Below are 22,350 nucleotides of genomic sequence, written 5' to 3'. Positions count from 1 at the left end.
GTTTGGTTGTGAAAGTAGTTTTTGCGCCTGTTGCTGATGGGAATCCCTATCAAAAGCTGTTGTCGGAATCTCTAAAAAAGTGCCATATTGATGTCTATAAAAGTTCTATTTTCCCAAAATTGTCTTGGCTTTGCAAACATCATAAAGACGTAGAAATTATCCACATTCATTGGCCATCCAGCCTTTATCGTATGGGGAGGCTTACTTTTCTTCGGTCTATGATTCTTGTTTTCCGCATCTTGGCAGCAAAAACCCTCGGATTTCGTCTTGTTTGGACAGTTCACAATATTTTACCGCATGAATCTCGCACCCCTTTTTGGGATCTTTTTTTTCGTTATTTTTTTATCCGTTTTGGTGATGGAATCATATGTCATTGCGAATTTGCTCTTTCTGAAATACAGCGTCGGTTCGGCAATGCAAAGAAAACAGCCGTAATACCTCATGGTAATTACATTGGCTGCTACCCGAACAAGCCAAGTCGAGAAGTTGCTCGTAACAAGCTCGGCTTGCCTCATGAAGGTATTGTTTTTTTGTCTTTTGGCTTATTGAGAGAATACAAAAATATAACTGAACTCGTGCATCAGCTTGCACGACTTGATAGAGATGTGACACTCGTTGTCGCTGGGCGTGGAGAAGTTGATTCCTCTCTTCTTGAGACTGAACAGATAGGGAAAGTTGGGCTTAAGTTTTTCAATGATTATATTCCTAATGCTGAGGTTCCCTTTTTTTTTGCTGCAGCAGATATAATGCTGGCGCCTTATAGAAATATACTTACATCCGGCGCCGTTATTCTTTCTTTATCGATGGGAACGCCAGTAATTGCACCGGCGTTGGGCTGCTTGCCAGAGCTTATGGTAAATGGCGGGGGAATATTGTATGACCCCTCAAAGTCAGGGGCCTTAAGGCGTGCTATTGAAAAGAGTTTTTATTGTAATCTAGAGGAAATGTCGCAAACGGCTGAAAGCATAGCGGATTTGCTCGGATGGGATCGTTTGGGGGCCTCTACCGCTAAATTTTATAAAGATATAGTGGATCTATAATGTCGTTATTTAATCACGCTGAGCACCCTTTGGTTTCTGTCGTTATTCCCAGTAAGAACAGGCTGGACTTTCTGCTGGAAGCCCTCGACAGCGTTTTTGCGCAAACCTATCAGAATCTCGAAGTTATCGTTGTTGATGATGGCTCGGCAACTCCTTTAGGGCCGATGCTGAAAGAAAAATATGGTGACCGGATTCTTTTTCTGCGTCACGAAAAATCTCTGGGAGCCCCAGCTGCACGTAATGCTGGGGCAAGGCTGGCATCGGGCGAGTATATTGCCTTTCTTGATGATGATGATCTCTGGCTGCCCGAAAAAATATCTAAGCAAATTGAATGTTTTAAATGTGCCAGTTTGCCTTGTGCCCTTGTCGGATGTTCATTTGCATATGTCAAAAACTTGGCAAGCCTTATGACTTGTTTTGCGCCATATAAAGTCGAATTAGAAGATGGATTGTTTAAATTGCTGCTCTCTAGAAACGTTATCGGCGGGTGTTCTGTCCCTCTGATTAAACGAGAAGCATTAACCTCTGTTGGGGGTTTCGACGAATCATTTAAAAGCTGTCAGGATTGGGACTTGTGGTTGCGATTGTTGCATTGGGGCGATGCAGTTTTTGTCCCAGACGTTCTATTGTATCGCCGGGTACATGAAGGACAAATAACCTCTAATCTAAAACATAAAATTGCAGGACGAAAGCGTCTGCTTGCAAAGTTTCCAGAGGAATTTGCCAATTTTCCACGAACGCGTAAGGAACATTTGCGGAGGTTGGCGACATTAAGCCTTCTTGACGATGACAGATTGAGTGCCCTCAATGGCTATTTAAATGTGCTTATACAAGACATGCTTGACTGGAGAAGTTTTTGTGGGGTTCTTTTATCTATGTTACCGTTAAAATGTGGGAAAATCTTAGCGGAGCGTGCTGGAGCCATGCGACTTAACGGGACGATTTTTTACCATTGAAGAATATGGTTTTTTCTTTGGGAGATGTTGAAAGTTGTTTGCAGCGTAAATCATGGTGGGCAGTTTTTTTTATCCTTCCTTTTGTGAGACGTCTGGCCCTTTATTTGGCGAACCGCACCCAGATCACCCCTAACCAGATTACTGTGGCTGCATTTGCATTGGTGCCACCTGTGGCAGTTTTATTTGCCCAAGGTACATATTGGACGACCATCTTGGCTGTTGTCCTTTTTGAACTTAATTATTTATTGGACTGTGTCGATGGCACGATTGCGCGGTTGAAAAAGAACGCCACCCCAGCTGGGGGATATCTGGATGCTATTCTCGACCGGGTGCGGATTGTCCTGTTATGTCTGGCGCTGGGGCATGGCTACTGGATCTCTCACCAGTCTATCGCTGTTTTTTTCTGGTTGCTGCTTTATCTTGGAGTCAATAATTTAATTATCATCTCAAGAGGATATCAGGAGCGCACGCTGGCAAAAGCAGGCTTTGCCAGTAGGCTAGGGGGTGATTTAATTACACAGGGCGTGAGCACTTCTTTGTTGGCGCGCTGGTTTCATTTTACGCAGAGACGCAATTTGATGCCTTATTTCCATGATGTGGAATTGGATGCTCTGGTTTTTGTCGTTGGTCCACTTGTAAAGCAACCTGTGGTTGCCATTCAGATTGCGGTGGCCGGAGGCTTATTCCTTTTTTTTGCTTTGAACCTTGTTTTTTTGCGTGAGCTTAAAAAACAACGACCCTTGGGAGTCGAGTCTTGATGGTTTCAGCAATTATTTTGGCGTCAGGCTCTGGCCTGCGTTTCCAGGATCAGCAACCAAAACAATTCTTGAAATTGGCAGGGATGCCAGTTCTCGCTCACACGGTAAAAATGTTTCAAACCTATCCTTCGATCGATGAAATCGTCATTGTTTGCCATGAATGTTATGTCGATCAGGTCTGGGATTTGGTTTCTCAATATTCCTTTTCGAAGGTTTCCAAGGTTGTATGTGGTGGCCAAACCCGGCAGGAGTCTTCGCGAATCGGCATTGAGTGCAGTTCTGCCGACTATGTGCTTATTCATGATGGTGTGCGACCATTTCTTTCCCATGATGTGATTCAGGAATTGATTGCTGCCGTTCATATCTATAAGGCGGTCGATACTGTAATCCCCTCTGCGGATACCTTGGTGGAAGTTGACGCCAATGGTTTTATCGCAAATATTCCAGACCGCACCCGTTTTCGGCGTGGGCAGACTCCGCAGGCATTTTCCCGTGATCTTGTGTTGCTTGCCCATCGCCGAGCCCAGGATGATGGTGTCGACAATGCGACGGATGATTGTCAGCTTGTGATGCGTTTGGGACATGATGTCTTTTGTGTTGAAGGCCATGAGCAGAATATTAAAATTACGTATCCTATTGATCTTCATATCGCGGATAAATTGTTCCAGCTGAACAGTCAGCAAATTTTTTCTTCACAGGAAGATTTATCTCCGTTTTTTTGCGACAAGGTCGTGGTTGTTATTGGCGGAAGCGAGGGTATTGGTGCCAGCTTTGCTAGACTGATGCGGCGTATGGGTGCTCGAGTTTATGTGGGGGGGCGTCATACTGTGCCGGGGATAGATGTGACTGTGCCGGAAAGTGTCAGATCTTTTGTTGATGCGATTGTAGCTGAATCCGGTCGAATTGATTTTGTCGTTAATTGCGCGGGAGATCTGATTCGTCGTGATGTTGCTTTCATGTCGCTGGAACAGTGGCGTTATCTGTATGCCGTGAACGTTGAAGGTTCATTTAATGTATCTAAGGCCGTCCTGCCGCAGTTGCTGCGTCAGCAGGGGGGATCGATGCTTTTCCTGGGCTCAAGCTCGTACACCAGGGGACGGGCGGGGTACGCAGCTTATAGTAGCGGCAAGGCCGCGCTGGTTAATTTTGTGCAGGCATTGGCGGAAGAGGTTGCTCCTGCGGGAATCCGTGTCAATGTTGCTAGTCCTGGGCGGGTGAAAACCGGTTTGCGCGAACGCAATTTTGGTAAGGAGCCTGATGGAACACTGCTTTCACCGGACATTGTTGCGCAAAAGATTCTGGCCGCACTGATTTCTCCAATGACTGGCGGAGTTTTTGATATTGCGTAATTTGGCGCCTGCTTGCGGAGACGGGAAGATGAGCCGGAGATATGTTTCTGCGGAGCAGATTGACGCGGTTTTGCCTTTGAAAACATGGTGGGCTGTGTTGGTGGTGTTGCCTCTCAGCCGACGTTTGATTCGTTTTGCGGTCAACCAAACCTGTTGGACGCCGAATGCTGTCACGCTGACGGGAATCTTTCTGCGCAGCCTGACGGCTTTATTGTTTTTGTGGGGAACGCGGTGTGGGTTTGCTATGGGTGCGTTGGTCTATGTTATTGCTTACGTTTGCGACTGTACCGATGGTGCTGTGGCGCGCTTGACAGGCAAAACCTCGGATTTCGGGCGTTACCTCGATCATATTTCTGACCTGTTGGGTGACATCCTCATCCTGCTGGCTCTGGCTTGGTCACAGCAATGGCTGGCACAGCCGTTCATCTGGGCCATGGTGCAGCTGCATCTGGCGGAATGTTACATCAGCTATCTGGCGGGTTTCGCACTGAAGCAGCACGAGGGGCAACTGGGTGGGTTTGTGTTATTGCGTGTTTTCAATCGATACCGAAGCTGGTGGTTCAGGCGCAATATCAAATCGTTCCTGTCGTTTCCCGATTACACGGCGTTTGTTTTTGTCTTGTGTCCACTGCTGGGGCAACCGAAGGCAGGGCTGCAGTGGGGCTTCTGGCTGCTTCTCCTGGTTGTGTCGTATACGGTGCTTTCTACTTTTGCTGCCCTGCATACCAAGGGGCGCCAGTTCCCCTAAGCTGTGGTGGAGATTTGGGATAAGGTGGCCGGAGGAGCCGGCGGTTTATTTTTCGGCCAGCAGATCGGTTAGTGCCTGAAAAACCTCCTCGGCCGTGATTCCCTGAATGCAGCGGGCTTGATGCGGGCAGGGCGGAACAGAGCCAAAAATTGAGCAGGGTGAACAGGGTAGGCAGTGATCGATAACGCGATGTGGGAAATTGTGCGGAGCCCATTTTTTTGTGCTTGATGTGCCGAATAGCGATACGGTCGGAGTGCCCAGGCCAACGGCCAGGTGCAGCAGGCCGGAATCGCCGGTAACCAGTGCGTCGCACCGTTGCAGCACGGCGGCGGTGGCGGCCAGAGGCAGACGACCGGCCAGATTGACAACCCTGTTGTTTACGGCAATGGCGTTGGCAGCGGGGCCGTCCTGCGGGCCGCCGACAACGGCAAAGTGCCAACCCTGTGCGCTGCCTTGTTGCACCAGTTGGCGGAAATGCTTTGCGGGCCAGCGTTTTTCGAAAATACTGGCGCCGGGGAACAGGGCAACCAGCGGACGCGCAGCCTCTGGCGGCAGAAACGGTCGCGCCTGCGCCGCTGCTGTGGCGGGGATCTGCAGGAATGGTATTACTGGCTGGGCTGGGCGCGGGATGGCCAGGGCATCGAGCAGGTGATAGAAGCTGTCGATTTCGTAATCGGCCTGATGGTATGGCACGGGTACGGCAAATAATTTGGCCCGGCTGTTGCTGGCGAAGCCGCAGCGGCAGGCGGCGGGCAGCAGGCGCGCGACCAGGGCGGAAAGATAGTGTGACTGTTCGCTGTCGATGATCAGGTCGTAGCGCTGGCGTGTGAAGCGGAGCCAGTCGGCGGGCCGGTCGTAGCAGTAGCACTGCGCAACGCTGGGGCACAGATCAAATACCGCCGCGTTGCGCCGTTCGGCCAGGATATCAAGGCGGGCGTCGGGCCAATGCTGCCGCAGCGACAGCAAGCTGGGAGCCAGCAGGGCGGCGTCGCCAATACCGCCGGGGCGAATCAGCAGAAGGCGTTGTGGCGAGATTCCCGGCGCTTTGGCGTCCTGGCGCAGCAGAAGCCTGCTCAGCAGGCCGGCCAGGTGCGGACCGACCCGGTTATCCAGGGTTTTCAACAGCTCGGTGTGATTCATCCGTTTTCGTCCATTTAACCTTGCTCTGTTCCTCGCAGATCGTTGCAAGGTGCCAACGCGGGGCTATAGGCGCGTTTTGGCGCCGCCATCAAGTCTAGCAAACCCTGGAGAGCAACATGAAGGTAATTCTGCCCGTCGCCGGCAAGGGCACCCGCCTGCGGCCGCACACCCACAGCAAGGCCAAGTCTCTGGTGCAGGTGGCCGGTAAAACGGTGCTGGAGCATATTCTGGAGCGGCTGCAGCCGCTGGCTGTCAGCGAATATCTGTTTATCGTAGATGATCAGGGCGAGCAGATTCAGCAGTTTGTCGCCCGGCAGCTACCGCAGCTGCCCTGCCGTTTCATTGTACAGCAACAGCGCTGCGGGCCGGCCCATGCAATTGGGCTGGCGGCGGCACAGATAGCTGCGGGCGATGATCTGCTGATTGTATTTAACGACACCATTTTTGAAACCGATCTGCGGGCTATCTCGCAGCTGTGCGCCGATGCCGATGGGCTGATCTATTCGCTGGAAGTGGAGGATTATCAACGCTTTGGCGTCAACGTGCTGCGCGATGGCTACATCGTCGATATGGTGGAAAAGCCCGATACGCCGGTATCGCGATTGGCGCAGGTGGGGCTGTTTTACCTGAAGGACGGGGCGCGTTTCATGGCCGCTCTGGCCGAAAGCATCGCTGCCGATGAGCGGGTTAAAGGCGAATTCTATCTGCCGCCGGTGTTCATGCGTCTGATCCGGCAGGGTGCCCGTTTTCGGGCGCCCCTTATTGATGCTTGGCTCGATTGTGGCACACCGCAGGCTTTGCTGCAGACCAATGCCCGGCTGTTGCAGTGCAACCAGGCCATGGCCGGCGTGGCGCACAACTGCCTGCTGCTGCCTCCGGTGCATGTGGCGGCCGGCGCGGTGCTGCGCGACAGCATTATCGGGCCGAATGTTTCAGTGGCGGCGGGTGCGGTGGTTGAACGCAGCATTCTGCGCGACTGTATTCTCAACCGCGATGTCCGGCTGTTCAATCAGGTGCTGGCTGACAGTCTGCTGGGCGAGGAAGTGCAGCTGGTGGGAGCCGCCCGCAAGATGAACATCGGCGATCATTCGCTGGTGATCATGCAGGAGTAGCGGATGCGTCAGGTTGCCAACGCTCTGTGCCTGCAGGTCTACCGGCGGTGTCCGCCGCTGTTGCAACGCCGTTTCTGGTGGCTACTGGCGGCCATGCTGGTTCTGGCCCTGGTGGAAACCGCCACCGTTGGGCTTATCGCCTTTTATGCCGCTGCGGTGTCCGATCCCTTATCTACCTTGCGACTGGCGGCGCTGCAGTCCCTGCGTACTTTTTCTTGGCTGGAGCCTGCGCTGGCCACGCCGCGGGCACTTATCGGCAGTCTCAGCTTGCTGGTGATGCTGGCCGTGCCGCTGAAAAATTTGCTGCGCGGGCTGGTGACCTATCGCATGGCGCGTTACAGCGCCAGTCTGGAGGCCCTGTTCGGCCAGCAACTGCTGGCGCGGCTGCTGGCGCGCGATTACCTCTGGCAGGTGCGGCAGAACAGCGCCGATCTGGTGCAGCAGGTGAACTGGCGTCATCATCTGGGGCGCAATTTTGTCACGCCGCACCTGAACATACTGTGCGAACTGGCCATGCTGACGGCCCTGCTCGCAGGCCTGCTGCTGGTGCAGCCGCTGGTGTCGCTGCTGTTTTTTGCCGTGCAGGCGGCGGTGGGCGTGCTGGTTTATCGCAGCTTGCGGCGGGGACTTGATCGCAGCGCCACGGCCTGCCGTCAGGCGGAACTGGTGATGAGCCGGCAGGCCAGTCAGGCCATCCATGGCGTGAAGGATGTTCAGATGACCGGCTCGGCGGCGCATTTTGTCGCCGCCTTTGCCGCGCCAGCGCGCCGTTTTGCCGCAGCCTTCGGCCGGCAGCAGTTCTGGAAGGAATCTCCCCTGCTGGCACTGGAAAGTCTGGGGTTTGTACTGGTGGCCGGGGCCATTGTGCTGATGCTGTTCGGCCTGCATTATTCACCGCTGCAGACCACCGGCACCACGGCGTTGCTGGCGGTGACCGCCTGGCGCAGTCTGCCGGCCTTCAATCGGGTACTGTCGTCCCTGGCCGGGGTGCGTGGCTCCCGTCCCTATGTGCTGACACTGCTTGAAGTGTTGCAGGCGCCGCTGGAAACCACCGCGCCGCAGACGGCGGAAGCGCCAGTGCCCCTCACCTTCGAGCGCGAACTGGCGCTGGAAGGCGTCAGCTTTGCCTATGGCGCGGCCAGCGCCCCGGTGCTGCACGATTTCAACCTGCGTCTTCGGCGCGGTGAATCCCTTGGCGTCATGGGGCCGTCCGGCTGTGGCAAGAGCACACTGATCGATGTGATCTGCGGTCTGTTATGGCCTGGTGCGGGCACGGTGCGGCTTGATGGCCGTGTTCTGCAGCCGGTCGACCTGCCGGCCTGGCGCTGCCGCATCGGTTATGTGCCCCAGTTCCCCTATATTTTTGATGGCACGCTGGCGCAGAACGTCGCCTTCGGCGTGGCGGAGGAAAGGATTGACCGCGCTGCGGTGCTGCAGGTCTGTACCCAGGCTGGCGTCGATTTTCTGGCGCAGCTGCCCCAGGGAATCGATACGGCCATTGGCGAGCGCGGCGTGCGCCTGTCCGGCGGACAGCGCCAGCGTGTCGCCATTGCCCGTGCGTTGTATCGGCAGCCGCAGGTGGTTATTTTCGATGAGGCCACCAGTGCCCTCGACGAGGAAAAAGATGCCCAGATCCGCCAGCTTCTGCTGCAGCTCAAAGGCCGGTTGACCCTGATTGTGGTATCGCATCGGCCATCCACCCTAGCCGACTGTGATCGGATTCTGCGTTTGGGGTAAAATTGGTACAGCCACATGAAGTGCTACGTTTTCAGTGCGCACTGGAGGTGCCTCGTTCCGCGTCGGGGCTGCAGCTCTGGCGCGGAAATCTGCCCAGACATCTGCTATCATGGCGGCGCACCCTGGCAGCATAAAGGAGAACCCGCCCCAAGGAGAACTCTCCATGACCGCCCTGAAAAAATTGCCCATCGGCATCCAGACCTTCAGCGAGATCCGCCAGGAAGGTTACCTCTACGTTGATAAAACCCCCCAGGTGCGCCAACTGGTCGAGCAAGGCAAATACTACTTTCTCGCCCGACCGCGCCGCTTCGGCAAAAGCCTGCTGGTATCCACCCTGCAGGCGCTGTTCGAAGGCCGCAAGGAACTGTTCAGCGGTCTGGCCATCGAACCCGCGTGGGACTGGGATAGCGTTTATCCCGTCATCAAGATCAGCTTCGGCGGCGTGGCGCGTGACCTGGCCGACATGAAGCAGGATGTCGCCGCCATCCTGCGCGAGAATCAGGAACGCCTCGGCATTTCATGCCCGCCAGAGGATGACGCCGGCAGCTGTTTCAAATATCTGATTCGCCATGCGGCCCGCAAATACGGCCAGAAGGTCGTCATTTTAGTCGACGAATACGACAAGCTTATTGTCGACAACCTTGATCAGCCCGGTGTTGCCAGCCAGGGCCGCGAGGTGCTGCGCGATCTGTACACCACCATCAAGGACAGCGACGAACACGTCAAATTCGCCTTTCTCACCGGCGTCAGCAAATTCAGCAAGGTGTCGGTATTCAGCGGCCTGAACAATCTGGAAGACATCAGCCTCAATCCGACCTACGCCACCCTGTGCGGCTACACCCAGCACGACCTCGAAACCACCTTCGCCGCCCACCTGCAGGGCGCCGACATGGCTCAGGTGCGCCAGTGGTACAACGGCTACAACTTCCTTGGTGAACGGGTTTACAACCCCTTCGACATTCTGCTGTTCATCAAAAATGACCAGCGCTTCGAGAACTACTGGTTCGCCACCGGCACGCCCAGCTTCCTGATCAAGCTGATCCGCCAGAGCAACTACTATGTTCCCAAGCTGAACAATCTGCACGTCAGCAGGGAACTGATCGACAGTTTCGATATCGACAACATCCGGCTCGAACCCCTGCTGTTCCAGACCGGCTATCTGACCATCAAGGACAGCCGCCAGACCGATTTCGGCAGCGAATATCGCCTGGGCTTGCCCAACCGCGAGGTCAGCATCTCGTTCAACGACCAGATCATCCGCTATCTCACCGACAGCAGTGACGTCCTGCCGGTCAAAAAAGAGCTGCTGGCCAGCCTCAGGCAGCAGGATCTGGCCCAGTTCGACCAGACCCTGCGCGGCCTGTTCGCCTCGATCCCATACAACAACTACGTCAACAACACCATCAGCAGCTATGAAGGCTACTACGCCAGCGTCATCTACGCTTATCTGGCCAGCCTGGGGCTCGATCTCACCGCCGAGGATGTCACCAGCAAGGGCCGCATCGACCTGAGCCTGCGGCTCGACACCGCCATCTATCTCATCGAATTCAAGGTCGATGGCGGCGGCAAGGCCCTGGAGCAGATCAGACAGCGCAACTACCAGCAGAAATATCAGGGCCAGGGCAAGCCCATTTACCTGATCGGCATCGACTTCGACAGCGCTGAACGCAACCTGACTGCGTTTGATTGGGAGCAGGTGAGCTGATTGCCGCTCATCCCATCGGGCGAAGCAATTGGCCGAGGATGAGATTGTAGGAGCGGCTTATAGTCGCGATATTCCTTGCAACAGAAATCGCGGCTGCAAGCCGCTCCCACAAGGGAAGCAATCGGCTGAGGAGTAGGCAGTGGGAGCGGTTTTTAACCGCGATCCTTCCTTGCATCGCGCAGCGGATGCACTGCCGTGGCAGCAAACCCCCAGCCGCTTACCCGGCTTCGCCGACGCGGCCCTGGCGCGACAAGGGCTGCTCCCCGGTGTTGCAGCGGCGGTGGTCACGGCGTGCCGGTCACGCCCCTTCTTGGTGACATTTTTTGTCAGGCCGTATGGCGTGGGCCGTCACCTGTTGGGCAGTTTCTCTATAGTTGGAAAAATGAATGAAATGTGCTGGCCGCTGCCGCTGGGCGGTAGTGGCGCGGCCTGGCCATAAAGTTGTGGTCTGTTGTGGCTTTTGCGTATGGTTCTTGCTGTAACAGTTTGCACCATTGTCGCTGCTGGCGGTCAGGCTTCGCAATCGCGGGCTTGCATTCCGGCCAGACTTCGCTACACTGGCAAGCGCTTCGCCAAGCGAGTATTCATTTTCACAATCGGCCGAGCTGTTCGGCCCTCACCGCTTCAACCCCACCAAGGGAAAGGAGAATCCTATGTTGAGTAAGTTCAGAAAAAACGAGAAGGGTTTTACCCTGATCGAACTGCTGATTGTCGTGGCCATTATCGGCATCCTGGCCGCCATCGCCATTCCGCAGTTTGCGGCCTATCGCCAGAAAGCGTTTAACAGCGCCGCCATCAGCGACATTCGCAGCACCAAAACCAACCTGGAAGCTTACTATACCGATAACAACAATTATCCGTATTGATTGGTTTTCTGGCTGGTCAGACGCATTTGCCCGAATAATTTAAGAAAGGAAAATAATATGAAAAAGGCATTGTTTCTTTTGCTTATTTTAGCCTTTGCTGGTACGGCGTTTGCTGCTTACTCAGAAGACGCAACGGCAACTTTGGGAGAGGGTGATAATTCTCTTAAAGTTAAGCTGTCGAATCAGGTTAAGCTTGATTATGCAGAAAACGGAGACGGCGATACCTTTGTAATTGCTGCTTACCATGATAAAGGGACCAGAACCTTTATGTCTTCGTCGGAAGATGCAAGTATTTATTACGGTGAGGAAACTAAAATCACGATGCCAGATGCGCCAGACGTTGGAACTTCTATCGGCACCACGGATGACTTTGATAAGACCCTTTAGTTTTTATTTTTCTATGAGCCCTCTATTTTATTTTTAGGAATAGAGGGCTTTTTTAAGAAGATATGATCAATTTTATTCGTTTGTCCTGGCTTTTTAATGTGGGTTTGATTCGTGATAAAGTCCTGCGGGTTATTTTCCTGGCAGGGCTTTTCTTTTTGTTGTTGGCGCCATTTATCAGTGTCTTCTCTCTGCGGCAGGTGCAGCAGTTGCTGGTGACGACAACGCTGGGCTGGCTGTCTCTTACGCTGCTTTTGCTGGCGCTGATTCTGGGCGGGGGCGGTGTCTGGCGCGATATCGAGCGGCGCTGGCTGTTTGCGCTACTGGGATTGCCGCTCAGGCGTTCAACCTATCTGTTGGCTCGTGCGCTGTCGCTGGTTTTGTGTCTGTCGCTGACGGCGTTGTTTCTGGGGGCCGTTGGAGCGGCGCTGATAGCGGTCATGGGCGATCAGTATTCCACCGCGCATGTCTTTAGCTGGGCAGCCTATTGGTGCGCGGTTTTTTTTGCCCTTTTGCGCTATGTTTTATTGGCATTGATGGCCTTGATGCTTTCCTGTGTCAGCACGTCGTTTTTCTTGCCGCTGTTCGGCTCTCTGGCGGTTTTTCTGGCCGGCTCTGCCTCTCAGAACGTGATGGACTATCTTGCCGGGTTGCCGGCGGAAAATGTTTCACCGCTGGCAAAGCTGCTGGTGCAGACGTTGTATGTTTTGCTGCCCAATTTTTCAGCGCTGGATTTTACCACCCAGGCTGTATATGGCCTGGAGATTAAGGCAGTGGATATGGCTTGGGGGCTGGGTTACTTTACGCTATACACCGCTGTGGTTCTGGCCTTGGCGGTCTGGTGTCTGGAGCGAAGGGAACTGAAGTAATGCCTCGGGTGGCCTATGTCTTTTTCACACTGGTGCTGCTGTACATGGTTTTTATGGTTCCATTCGGGCGTCAGTTGCAGCAGCGTCCGTCTCTTGTGAAACTGGGCTATGTGCCACAGGCTTCCGTGGTGCGTTTATTTGCCGCTGACCAGCGATTGACGGTTGCTGCGTTCTACAGTCTTCGGGCCCTGATTTACTATGGCGACATGATCAGGCAATGGCGTGCCGGGAATCGCCAGACGCCAGAAATGGAGAACCTGTTCGGTTTTCTGGAATCATCGGTGCATCTTGATCCTTACAATATGGATACGCTCTACTTTCTGCAGGCGGCCTTTACCTGGGAAGTGAATCGCGCTGAGGATGTGAATCGCCTGTTGGCGTATGCCATGAATTTTCGTTATTGGGACTGGCTGTTGCCCTACTATGCGGGGTTCAATGCGGGTTATTTTCTGCAGGAACCTGCCGCTGCAGCAACCTATATGGAGAGGGCCGCTGACCTTTCCGGTCATCCCTTGCTGGCCAACCTGGCGGCGCGTTATCTGCAACAGTCGGGCAAGGCGGCTCTGGCACTGGCCTTTCTTGATGACATGATCGGGCGTGACCGTGCCAGGTATCTGGATTCGGCGTTAATGGTCCGGCGTCAGGCGCTGCAGGCTATGGTACGGATTGAACAGGCGGTTGAACACTACAGGGGCTTGTTCGGTCATGATCCTAAGACGCTTGAACGGCTGGTTGATGCCGGGCTTCTGGCAGAGGTCCCGGCAGACCCTTATGGCGGTCGTTTTTTTCTGGACGCCACCGGCAGGGTTCAGACAACCAGCCGCTTGGCTTTTTCCCGGGAGCAGCAAAAGTGAAAACGCCGGTCATTTTGTTGCAGCAGGTGGTGAAGATTTTTCGTGATAAGCGCTTTCGCCCTGTTCAGGCGTTAAAGGGTTTGACTCTGGAGGTTGAGCCGGGGGAGGTCTTTGGTTTTCTTGGTCCCAATGGTGCCGGCAAAAGTACTACGATCAAACTTCTGACGGGTCAGATCCGACCGTCCGGCGGTCGGGCGCAGGTGTTTGGTCTGGAGGTGACTAATCCTCTTGCGCGGGCCAGGCTGGGCTATCTTCCGGAGAACCCGGCTTTTTATGATTTTCTGACACCGCGGGAATATCTCAGGCTGGTTGGCCGGATATTTTCCCTGTCGAATGGTCAATTAGCGCAGGCGTCAAATCTGGTGCTGGAACAGCTGAATCTGCAGGCTGCGGCGGATCGACCGATTCGCGGTTTCAGCAAGGGCATGGTGCAGCGTCTGGGACTGGCGCAGGCATTGCTGCATGACCCGGAGCTTTACATTCTGGATGAGCCGATGAGTGGCCTTGATCCGGTAGGTCGGGCGCTGGTAAAGCAGATTATTCTGGATCTGAAAAAGCGGGGCAAGACGGTTTTTTTCAGTACCCATATTACAAGCGATGTGGAGATGATCTGCGATCGTTTTGCCATTCTTGATAAAGGGGAATTGCGTGCCCTTGCCCGTGTAGCGGATATCAGAAACGAGAACTCTGCGGAATATCTTGTTGAAACTCTCGCGGCTGATGGTTGTGAAAGGGTCGAACAGTGCTCTGGGGTCGGGTTGTCGTTACGAATTGAGTCTTTGCTGGCAGCGGGCTATCAGTTGCGCAGCATTGTGCCGAGCCGACGCAGTTTGGAGGATTTTTTTCTAGATGTCATCGACCGCTAGCTCTATGCCGCTACGCAGAAATTTTCAGATTATTTTCATATTTTTTGTTTGCCTGGGCCTTTATTATCCGGCAATTTTTAATACAACATTGACAATAGATGATGTTGATGTTGTGCGCCGAATGCAGGACGCTACGTTTGATTGGTGGCATCTTTTTGCTCCGCGCAGCAGTTTTTACTATCGCCCTCTGATTATTTTGACTTACTGGGTTGATAAGTGGCTGTGGGACTTCACGCCATCATTTATGCTGTTGGAAAATGTTTTGTTGCATTCGGCCAACGCTATCCTGATTTTCTTCATATCTGAGAATGTTTTTAAATCAGACAATTCAACACGCTTCCTTCCTTTTGTATCAGCCTTCATTTTTGCAATTCACCCCATTGCAACCGAATCGGTCAACTGGATGTCGGGTCGATCCGATTTGTTGGCAAGTTTTTTTGTTTTACTGGCGGTTTTGTTTCTATTCAAGGCGTTGAAGAGCGATTCCTGGTGGTTTTTAACGCTCTCGTTCGGCTTTTTTGTGTGTGGTATCTGTTCGAAAGAGATCGTTGTCTTTTTTTTGCCGGCTGCGGCCTATTTGATTTTTGTTTGGAATAAGGCAGAACGCAGCACAACAGGGTCTGCGGCATTGCGTTTGCCTTGGGGGCCGGCGTGTTTTTACACGCTGCCTGTTTTTTTTGGGGGGGCGGGCTATTTTTTATTGCGCGCGTTCCGGCATGCACAGGGTTCTCGGGGCATTTCTTCTCTGATTGAACGGATTCCCTATGAGGGGCTTGACCTGGTTCGTGTTGTGTTTAAGGTTTTCGGGTTTTATGTAAAGAAGATTTTTATTCCTCAGCCGTTGAATTTCGCCATAGTTGAAGCCAATGATCTCTATGTTTTATTGGGTTTGGTAATTTTTGGGGTGACTGTTTACTTGGTTAAAAAGCCCGGTTTGCGGTGGAGTTTTTTTCTGATTTCGCTTTATCTGATTACGCCGGCAATTCTTATTGCTATAACCGGTATCGCTTGGACGCCTTTGGCGGAACGATACGTTTACCTGCCGGCGGCGTTTATGTCTGTGGGAATTGTTTCTGGCTTGAAACCCTTGTGGCTGCATCAAAAGTACAGTTTTTATGGCTTGGTGCTGCTTTTGTGCTGGGCGATCGCAGGTGCTTTTTCAACGACTGAACGAAGTATTCTATGGCAGGACAAAGAGGCCTTCTATGCGGATGCTATCAGAAAATCTCCTAACTTTAATAAGTTGAAGAATGAATATGGTTTAGCCCTTCTGGCCAGTAAAAAGAAGGAACAGGCTCTTGAGCAGTTTCAGCTTGGGCAAAAAAATAAAGGTTCTAGCCACTCATTTATTAATGAGGTTAGATACTATGTCGATCAGGGTGATCTTCTAAAGGCGCGTGAAATCCTGTTGCAGCGTTATCCGGCTCCGCAGGAAATGAATGAACGGACGCTGCGACTTTTGGTTCTTATTGATGCTCGGCGTTTACGAGAAACAGAGAGCTCTGCCGAGAAAAAACAGATTTACGAGAACCTGCTGGAAACATATGCACATTTGTTTAAAAAAACGAAAGATGCGCACCCTTTCTATCGCAGTGGTCAAATCGCTCTTAGGATGGGCGATGTGAAAAAAGCACAGAGTTTTTTTGAGCAAGCCTATCAAAAGGCACCTGAATCGGCGCATTATAAATCGGCTGCGGGAAAAATGGCTGAAAAGCTGCGCGCAGAAGCCCAATGAAACCTTTGTTCGTCCTGCTGCGGCCGCATCAGTGGCTGAAAAACCTGATGCTGTATTTCCCGCCACTTCTGGCGGGGATTGCGCCGGGCACGTTTTCCCCAGCACGCTGGCTGCTGCCTTTTGTGCTGTTCGCGCTGATTTCCAGCGCCGCCTATGTGCTGAACGATCTGATCGATGTAGAGGCCGACCGCCTGCATCCGCGCAAGTGTCGGCGGCCGTTGCCCAGTGGTGTGGTAGCGCCGAAGCAGGCGCTGCTGTTGCTGTTGGTATTGTTGCTGCTCGCGTTTTTTTTGTGTTTTAAAGGGTTGCCGGCGCTGTGGCCCTACGCCGCCGGCTATTTGCTGCTGTCCCTGCTCTACAGTCTGGCGCTCAAGCGTTATCCTCTTTGCGATCTGCTGGGGATCGCCGCTCTTTTTCTGGTCCGGTTGCAGGCTGGCGGAGCCGCCTTTGATGTGCGGGTTTCGCCCTGGCTGTTTGCCTCGGTGCTGTGGCTTGCGCTGTTTCTGAGCGCGGGTAAGCGGCTGTCCGAGGCGCATCTGCTGGGTGCCGGAGCGCAGCGGCATCGAAAGGTTCTGGGAGTCTACCGCCCGCGTTTTCTGTTCCTGATGGTTTATGCCAGCGCGCTGGCTGCGTTGCTCACCTATGCTGGTTATGTGGTGGTGCATCCGGCAATGGCGCGCTGGCTGACGTTGCCTCTGTGCGTTGTCGGGTTGTGGCGCTATGTCAGCCGGGTGCGGCAGGGGGGTGATGGTGACCCGACGGCCGCGCTGCTGCGTGACCCGATCCTTTTTGTGATTGCGCTCAGCTGGGCGATGCTGGTGGGGCTGGCGGCTTACGGTTAGGCGCTGCCCCATCAATCACGGAGTTGCTTCTCCGGGCTGACGGTCGCGACTACGGGCCGCTGCCGCAATCCTGCTGGGTTTTCAGATGAGCGGTTTCTCTGTGGGAATAATCGCGAAACGCTATTGCCTTCCTGCTCCCGGCAATCTCCTGTCGCGGCTGCAAGCCGTAGCCGCATCTGCTATCATGGCGTCCTGTCTCAGATTCAACGGAGAGAACCCGCCATGCCTGCCCTGAAAAAACTGCCCATCGGTTTCAAACCTTCGCCAGAAATTTTGACTGTGCCGGGCGCTCTCTGTTTGCTTGCGGCGGGGAAAGGGTGAACGCGGTGATGCCACCGTTGGGAATTTCACCTAAGCCAAGAGAGGGGCTTCGTCTCCAGGTTTTTTGGGACTCTGTGCCGCCGTTGTTGGCTCTGCTTCTGGTCCTGTTGCTGGCTGGTTGCCAAGCGCGACTGGCTGGTCTGGAGCCGCGCGATGTGCGGGAATTGCCGCAGCGGCCGTCAGCTTATCTGCCAGCGGCGACGGCGGATCAGCCGTTGCTGACGCCGGATCAGCAGCAGGAACGCCTGGCGCAGTTCCGCGCCCGTTATTTTGCCGCCTGGCAATGGCAGGCCGGAGAACAACCCGGCCTGCAGGATGAGGGTCTGTTCTGGGCGCTGGACTGGCTGCAGCGGGGAACGGCCTATGGCGAGAATCTGCGACCGTTGGCGGCCGAGCGCTGTGCCCAGTTGGTGGCACGGACGGCGGTGGCGGATTATCCGAGTTTGTGGCGGCCGGCCATCAGTGTGGCGCGCTGCGAGGTGCGTGCCCTGCCGACGGCGCGGCCGCTGTTGGGCGATCCGGCCCAGGCTGGCAGCGGTTTCCCCTTTGATCTGCTGCAGCATGGCGTGCTGCCGCCGGCCACGCCGCTGCGGGTGACGCATCAGTCGCCCGATGGCAGCTGGCTGCTGGTGGAGACGGCGCTGTTGCAGGGCTGGGTGCCGGCGCAGCAGGTGGCCTGGGTGGATGAAGAGCTGATGGCGTGGCTGGTGGCGGCGCCGTTGGCGGTGATTCTGCGCGATGAACAGAGCCTGCATGACGGGCAGGGGCGTTATCGCGGCCAGGTGGGGCTGGCAACGTTGCTGCCGCTGGCGCCAGAGCCGGAGATGTTGTTGCTGCCGTTGGCGGATGCCCTGGGCTGGGCACGGCTGGTGCCGGTGCGGCGACCGGCAGCGGCACAGGATTTTCCCCTGCCGCTGACCGCGGCGCGGCTGGCGGCGCTGGCCGATAGCCTGATGGGCCAGCCCTACGGCTGGGGCGAGCTGTATGGCAACCGCGATTGCAGCGCCCTGGTGCGCGATCTGTTCGTGCCCTTCGGTTTGTGGTTGCCGCGCAATTCAGCGGCCCAGGCCCGCGCCGGCCAGGTTGTGGAGCTGAAGCATCTTGACCCGGCGCAGCGCGAACAGGCCTTACTGCAGCACGGCCAGCCCTTTGTTACCCTGGTTCATCTGCCGGGGCACATTCTGCTGTATCTGGGAGCGCACCAGGGCCGCGCGGCGCTGCTGCACAATCTGTGGGGGCTGCGTACCCGCGATCTGTGGGGCCGGGAAGGGCGTTGGCGGGTCGGTCGTTCCCTCATCAGCAGCTTGCAGCCGGGGCTGGAACAGGATGGCCTGTTGTTGCGCATCGGTGATCTGCGCCAGCGGGTCGAGCGCCTGACGCTGTTGCTGGTGCCGCCTAGCCCTTGATATTGAGAATGGGCCGCACCCAGGCGACGATTTCCACCAGGTCGTGCTGCTGCGCCATAACCTGGTGAATGTCCTTGTAGGCGGCGGGGGCCTCGTCGAGGGTGGCGGCTTCTATCCGGGCGACCACGCCCTGCATGCTGGTGGTGAAATCCGCCAGTGACAGGGTGCGGCGGGCCTGCTGCCGGCCGAGGGCGCGGCCGGCGCCGTGGGCGCTGGACCAGAGGGCGGCCGGATGACCCTTGCCGCGCACGATGAAGCTGCCGTCGCGCATGTTGCCGGGAATCACCCCGGCCATGCCGGCCTCGGCCTGGGTGGCGCCTTTGCGATGAATCCACAGGTTGTGGGCGTATTCGGCATGGTTGTGGTTGCGATTGATCAGGCGCGACCAGTCGCCGGCGCCATGACAGTGACGGCTGATGACCGTTTCGACCCGGCGAGCCAGCTCACGGCGGTTTTCCAGCGCGAACGCCAGGCAAAAGGCCAGATCCTGCAGGTAGTTACGGCCGTTACGCTGGCTGACGTTGAAGCCGAAATGCCCCTCGCGCGGTTTGCCGTCGGGGCTGGCCAGGCGCATGTAATGGCTGGCGACGGCGTGACCGAGGGCGCGCGAACCGGAATGGACGATGATCCAGACCCGGTCGTTTTCGTCATGACCGATTTCGATGAAGTGGTTACCGCTGCCGAGTGAACCCAGCTGGCGCAGACCACCCTGGCCGAACAGCTGGCGCAGGAAAGGGCTGGCTGGCAGGCTGGCGGCGGCGGGCCAGGGCGTGTCAGCGCGGTTGTGGGCGAAACCGACCGGGATGCTCTGGTAGAGGGCCTTGAACAGAGCGCCGGCGACCTGCTGTACCGCTGTCCGGCTGAAACTGGTGGGCAGGGCGCACAGGCCGCAGCCGATGTCATAACCGACCCAGGCGGGCACCACCACGCCGGCGGTGGCGACCACGGCGCCAATGGGTAGAGCATAACCACTGTGGGCGTCGGGCATCAGGGCACCGCGCAGCGTGAAGGGCTGCTGCAGGGCGCTTTCGAACTGCCGCAAAGCTGCCTCCTCGACGTTGCTGGCAAAAATGTGGTACGGCGTGCGGGTGGCAAGAGGGCGCATCCGGTTCTCCTGCAGCGAGAGGGGGATGGGGATTCAGGCGGTTGATCCGCCGATTGAACACCAACGGGGAGGTTAAAGCAATGACGCAGCAGGTTTCGACGGCGCTGTATATGACGCCGGCCTGTGCCGAGGCGTTGCGGGCCGAATTGCAGGATTTGCTGTATACGCAGCGGCCGGCCATGGCGCGCACGGCCCAATGGGCTGCCGGCAATGGTGATCGCAGCGAAAATGCCGACTACCAGTATGCCAAGCGCGCCCTGCGCCGCTTTGACGGCCGCATCCGCTTTCTGTCCAAACGGCTGGAACAGGCGCAGGTGATCGATCCGCTGCAGCAGGCGCAGCGAGCTCAGGGACGTGTGCTGTTTGGTGCCACCGTGACGGTGGAGGAGGATGGCGAAGAGCGGCAGTTTTGTATCGTCGGTGTGGATGAAACCGATCCGGCGCGCGGATTGATCAGCTACCAGGCGCCCCTTGGCCGTGCCCTGCTGGGCAAGCGGGTAGGTGATCTGGTGCTGGTGCGTACCCCAGGTGGTGAGCGGGAACTGGAAATCATAGCGCTCGAATATGGCGCGATCGATAGTCGGCCGCATCCCGTGGCGCCGGCCGGCGCGGAGGCTGAGGATGAGGTTGGTGCTGCCGACGCTGGCACTGACACCGAGGTGATGGCGGAGTGATGAACGTTTCTTTGCCGTAGTTTTGAACGCCGCCGGTTCCGCGGTCTGGTCGCCGTTTGTTTGTAAGAGCGGGGCATTGTTGGCGGCCTGGCAGGTTTTGACGGTTTTCGACGGAAAAGCAGGAGGTGCGCTGTGCAGCTTGGTATTCAGCAGCTCAGTGACGCGGTTGGTATTGGTGTGGATACGCTGCGGGTATGGGAACGGCGCTACGGTCTGCCCTGCCCGACGCGCGATGGGCGGGGGCGGCGCCAGTACGATGCCACGCAGGTCGAGCTGTTGCGGCAGGTTCGACAACTGCAGTTGGCTGGCTGGCGGCCACAGCGCATCTTTGCCCTGAACGCCAGCGAGCGGGCCGACCAGCTGCGCCAGCTGCAGCCGGATACGGCGGTGGAGGCCTCGGCGGACTGGCTGAGCCTGCCCGTGGCGCAGCTGCAGACGCAGTTGAGGGCGCAGCTGAATCAGTTGGGCATTGAGGCGTTTGTTGTGCGCAGCGCTCTGCCGCTGTTGGCCCAGATGGATGCTGGCTGGTGCAGTGGCCGTCTCACCATTGCCCAGGAACATCTGCTGTCGGATACCCTCAGTGCGGTGCTGCAGGACTGGATGGCCGGCCAGACGCCCTCAGCGGCGCCGGATCTGGCGCCCGCCCGTTGTCTGTTCGCCACCCTCAACGGGGAGCGTCACCGGCTGGCACTGTTACTGGCGGCGGCGTTGTTGCGGTCCCGCGGGCTGAACGGCCTGCTATTGCAGGAGCCGCTGCCGGTGAGCGAGGTTGCGCCCCTGGTGGCTTCGCTGGAGCTTTCGGCCGTGGCGCTGTCGTTCAGCAGTCATTACAGCGCTCGTCAGGCGCTGGCCGATCTGCAACTGCTGCGGCGTCAGTTGCCGACGCGGGTTCGACTGATCGCCGGCGGGCAGGCCTTGGCCTCTGTCGCGCGCCTGCCCGGTGTGCTGCTGTGCCACGACCTGCGCCAGTGCGCTCCCCTGTATCGTCGGCTGGGGCTGGAAACGGCTCCCGTTATGATCCCCTGACAGCGGCCGTGAGCTGCTCGTAGCGTCTGCTGGTCCTGTACCATCGCTGCTCGTTTTGCTATACAGGTGCGTTACCATAATAATTTTGTATAGATAGCTCTTCTGGTGTGCGATTTTTGCCGTACTGCCACCCCCTTATTCCCCTCTCGTCGTATAACCCCAGCATACGTTTGCGCTGCTTGCGGCCGCTTTTGCTGCTCTGCCAGCCTGCAGACGCTGCCCCGGCGCGCACCGGATATTTTTCCCCTGTGATATTTTCTTCTTGGTTTCGGCTGGTTGCGCTGATTCTTCCGTGGCGCCTGCGTTTGTTGGCACTGGTTGGCACGCCTTGCGCAATAGCATCTGGGCAAGAACAACGCAGGATTTCCGAATCCTCAGGATTCAACCCCCATAAACGTTTCACCACAGGAGGACGCCATGAAAACCACCTTTAAAACCACCCTGCTCTCGTTGACCTCGTTGCTGCTTGCCTCGCCGGTGTTCGCTGCCACGCAGCGCGCTGACCACAGTGGTCTTTTGGTCTGGTTGTTCCTCGGTTTCTGTGGCCTGATCGTTGTGGCTCAGCTGGTCCCGGCGGTTCTGGTGATGTTCGGCATCGTCAAGGCGGTGGCCAGCCCGAAGGAAGTCAGCGGCAAGGCCTGATCGCACGGCACCGTCAGCAACAACTCCAACCCTTGAAGCGACCCCATAACACAACCGCTGCCGCCGGCGAACCGGCGGCAGCCTTTAGCCCCCGGAGAAACCCCATGAAATCCTCTGCCCTTAAAGCCCTGATCCTTACCGCTGTGCTGCCGCTGGCTTCGGCTTCCTCTGCTCTTGCTGCCTCGACGGCCGGGCGCGCGGACCACAGTGGTCTG

22 protein-coding genes are annotated in these 22,350 nt (G+C 56.2%); 19 read left to right on the top strand and 3 right to left on the bottom strand.

The window, feature by feature from the left end; all coding sequences use genetic code 11:
• The first annotated feature begins 8 nt into the window (after positions 1-8).
• Genes BLR80_RS11965 through BLR80_RS11945 form a run of 5 tightly spaced genes read left to right on the top strand, consistent with a single transcriptional unit; the run spans position 9 to position 4,851 of the window.
• A complete protein-coding gene (locus BLR80_RS11965; RefSeq protein WP_143012165.1) occupies positions 9-1,040 on the top strand; it encodes a glycosyltransferase in 1,032 nt (343 codons plus the stop codon).
• Complete coding sequence (locus BLR80_RS11960; RefSeq protein ID WP_092080566.1) at positions 1,040-1,996, top strand: glycosyltransferase family 2 protein; 957 nt, start codon at positions 1,040-1,042, stop codon at positions 1,994-1,996. The genes BLR80_RS11965 and BLR80_RS11960 overlap by 1 nt, the downstream gene beginning before the upstream one ends.
• Positions 1,997-2,001: 5 nt before the next feature.
• A complete protein-coding gene (locus BLR80_RS11955; protein ID WP_245691526.1) occupies positions 2,002-2,754 on the top strand; it encodes a CDP-alcohol phosphatidyltransferase family protein in 753 nt (250 codons plus the stop codon).
• Positions 2,754-4,103: a 2-C-methyl-D-erythritol 4-phosphate cytidylyltransferase gene (ispD, locus tag BLR80_RS11950; protein WP_092080560.1), complete on the top strand. Its 1,350-nt coding sequence runs from the start codon at positions 2,754-2,756 to the stop codon at positions 4,101-4,103. Before BLR80_RS11955 ends, ispD begins: the two co-directional genes overlap by 1 nt.
• A 28-nt stretch (positions 4,104-4,131) precedes the next feature.
• Complete coding sequence (locus tag BLR80_RS11945) at positions 4,132-4,851, top strand: CDP-alcohol phosphatidyltransferase family protein (protein WP_092080557.1); 720 nt, start codon at positions 4,132-4,134, stop codon at positions 4,849-4,851.
• 45 nt (positions 4,852-4,896) lie between these two features.
• Here BLR80_RS11945 and BLR80_RS11940 read toward each other — a convergent pair whose 3' ends face one another.
• A complete protein-coding gene (locus BLR80_RS11940; RefSeq protein ID WP_092080554.1) occupies positions 4,897-5,991 on the bottom strand; it encodes a glycosyltransferase family 9 protein in 1,095 nt (364 codons plus the stop codon).
• 116 nt (positions 5,992-6,107) lie between these two features.
• Here BLR80_RS11940 and BLR80_RS11935 point away from each other — a divergent pair, with 116 nt between their 5' ends.
• The 11 genes from BLR80_RS11935 (at position 6,108) to BLR80_RS11885 (ending at position 18,688) form a co-directional block, all read left to right on the top strand.
• Positions 6,108-7,103, top strand: coding sequence for a sugar phosphate nucleotidyltransferase (locus BLR80_RS11935; RefSeq protein ID WP_092080551.1), 996 nt, complete (start codon positions 6,108-6,110; stop codon positions 7,101-7,103).
• Positions 7,104-7,106: 3 nt separating this feature from the next.
• Positions 7,107-8,840, top strand: coding sequence for an ABC transporter ATP-binding protein (locus tag BLR80_RS11930; protein WP_092080548.1), 1,734 nt, complete (start codon positions 7,107-7,109; stop codon positions 8,838-8,840).
• A gap of 163 nt (positions 8,841-9,003) precedes the next feature.
• Complete coding sequence (locus BLR80_RS11925; RefSeq protein ID WP_216095219.1) at positions 9,004-10,545, top strand: ATP-binding protein; 1,542 nt, start codon at positions 9,004-9,006, stop codon at positions 10,543-10,545.
• A gap of 653 nt (positions 10,546-11,198) precedes the next feature.
• Positions 11,199-11,411, top strand: a complete 213-nt coding sequence (locus BLR80_RS13355; RefSeq protein WP_092080546.1) for a type IV pilin protein — start codon at positions 11,199-11,201, stop codon at positions 11,409-11,411.
• Positions 11,412-11,468: 57 nt separating this feature from the next.
• Entirely contained in the window at positions 11,469-11,798 is a 330-nt protein-coding gene (locus tag BLR80_RS11915) for a hypothetical protein (protein WP_092080543.1), read from the top strand.
• 353 nt (positions 11,799-12,151) lie between these two features.
• A complete protein-coding gene (locus BLR80_RS12805) occupies positions 12,152-12,664 on the top strand; it encodes a hypothetical protein (protein ID WP_143012164.1) in 513 nt (170 codons plus the stop codon).
• Positions 12,664-13,518, top strand: coding sequence for a hypothetical protein (locus BLR80_RS11905; protein WP_092080537.1), 855 nt, complete (start codon positions 12,664-12,666; stop codon positions 13,516-13,518). Before BLR80_RS12805 ends, BLR80_RS11905 begins: the two co-directional genes overlap by 1 nt.
• The gene (locus BLR80_RS11900; RefSeq protein ID WP_092080534.1) at positions 13,515-14,384 is read left to right on the top strand and encodes an ABC transporter ATP-binding protein; all 870 of its coding nucleotides are present in this window, start codon (positions 13,515-13,517) and stop codon (positions 14,382-14,384) included. Before BLR80_RS11905 ends, BLR80_RS11900 begins: the two co-directional genes overlap by 4 nt.
• Positions 14,368-16,119: a glycosyltransferase family 39 protein gene (locus tag BLR80_RS11895; RefSeq protein ID WP_092080531.1), complete on the top strand. Its 1,752-nt coding sequence runs from the start codon at positions 14,368-14,370 to the stop codon at positions 16,117-16,119. Before BLR80_RS11900 ends, BLR80_RS11895 begins: the two co-directional genes overlap by 17 nt.
• Entirely contained in the window at positions 16,116-16,961 is an 846-nt protein-coding gene (locus BLR80_RS11890; protein ID WP_092080528.1) for a UbiA family prenyltransferase, read from the top strand. Before BLR80_RS11895 ends, BLR80_RS11890 begins: the two co-directional genes overlap by 4 nt.
• A gap of 395 nt (positions 16,962-17,356) precedes the next feature.
• Complete coding sequence (locus BLR80_RS11885; RefSeq protein WP_171906444.1) at positions 17,357-18,688, top strand: SH3 domain-containing C40 family peptidase; 1,332 nt, start codon at positions 17,357-17,359, stop codon at positions 18,686-18,688.
• Here the strand turns inward: BLR80_RS11885 and BLR80_RS11880 are convergent.
• Complete coding sequence (locus BLR80_RS11880) at positions 18,678-19,793, bottom strand: RtcB family protein (RefSeq protein ID WP_092080522.1); 1,116 nt, start codon at positions 19,791-19,793, stop codon at positions 18,678-18,680. The genes BLR80_RS11885 and BLR80_RS11880 overlap by 11 nt on opposite strands.
• Before the next feature lie 80 nt (positions 19,794-19,873).
• On the opposite strand from BLR80_RS11880, the gene greB reads away from it, so the two are divergent.
• Both greB and BLR80_RS11870 read left to right on the top strand, forming a co-directional pair.
• Positions 19,874-20,467 carry a transcription elongation factor GreB gene (greB, locus tag BLR80_RS11875; protein ID WP_092080519.1) on the top strand — a complete coding sequence of 198 codons (594 nt, stop codon included), beginning with the start codon at positions 19,874-19,876 and terminating at the stop codon, positions 20,465-20,467.
• A gap of 132 nt (positions 20,468-20,599) precedes the next feature.
• Complete coding sequence (locus BLR80_RS11870; protein ID WP_171906443.1) at positions 20,600-21,493, top strand: MerR family transcriptional regulator; 894 nt, start codon at positions 20,600-20,602, stop codon at positions 21,491-21,493.
• A gap of 58 nt (positions 21,494-21,551) precedes the next feature.
• Here BLR80_RS11870 and BLR80_RS12800 read toward each other — a convergent pair whose 3' ends face one another.
• Complete coding sequence (locus BLR80_RS12800) at positions 21,552-21,899, bottom strand: hypothetical protein (protein WP_143012163.1); 348 nt, start codon at positions 21,897-21,899, stop codon at positions 21,552-21,554.
• 11 nt (positions 21,900-21,910) lie between these two features.
• Between BLR80_RS12800 and BLR80_RS11865 the strand changes: the two genes are divergently transcribed.
• A complete protein-coding gene (locus tag BLR80_RS11865; RefSeq protein ID WP_092079857.1) occupies positions 21,911-22,135 on the top strand; it encodes a hypothetical protein in 225 nt (74 codons plus the stop codon).
• Positions 22,136-22,350 lie beyond the last annotated feature (215 nt).

The organism is Desulfuromonas thiophila (genome assembly GCF_900101955.1).
Classification (GTDB): domain Bacteria; phylum Desulfobacterota; class Desulfuromonadia; order Desulfuromonadales; family Desulfuromonadaceae; genus Pseudodesulfuromonas; species Pseudodesulfuromonas thiophila.
The sequence above is the reverse complement of the archived record's forward strand: the minus strand, read 5'-3'. Positions and strand labels throughout refer to the sequence as shown.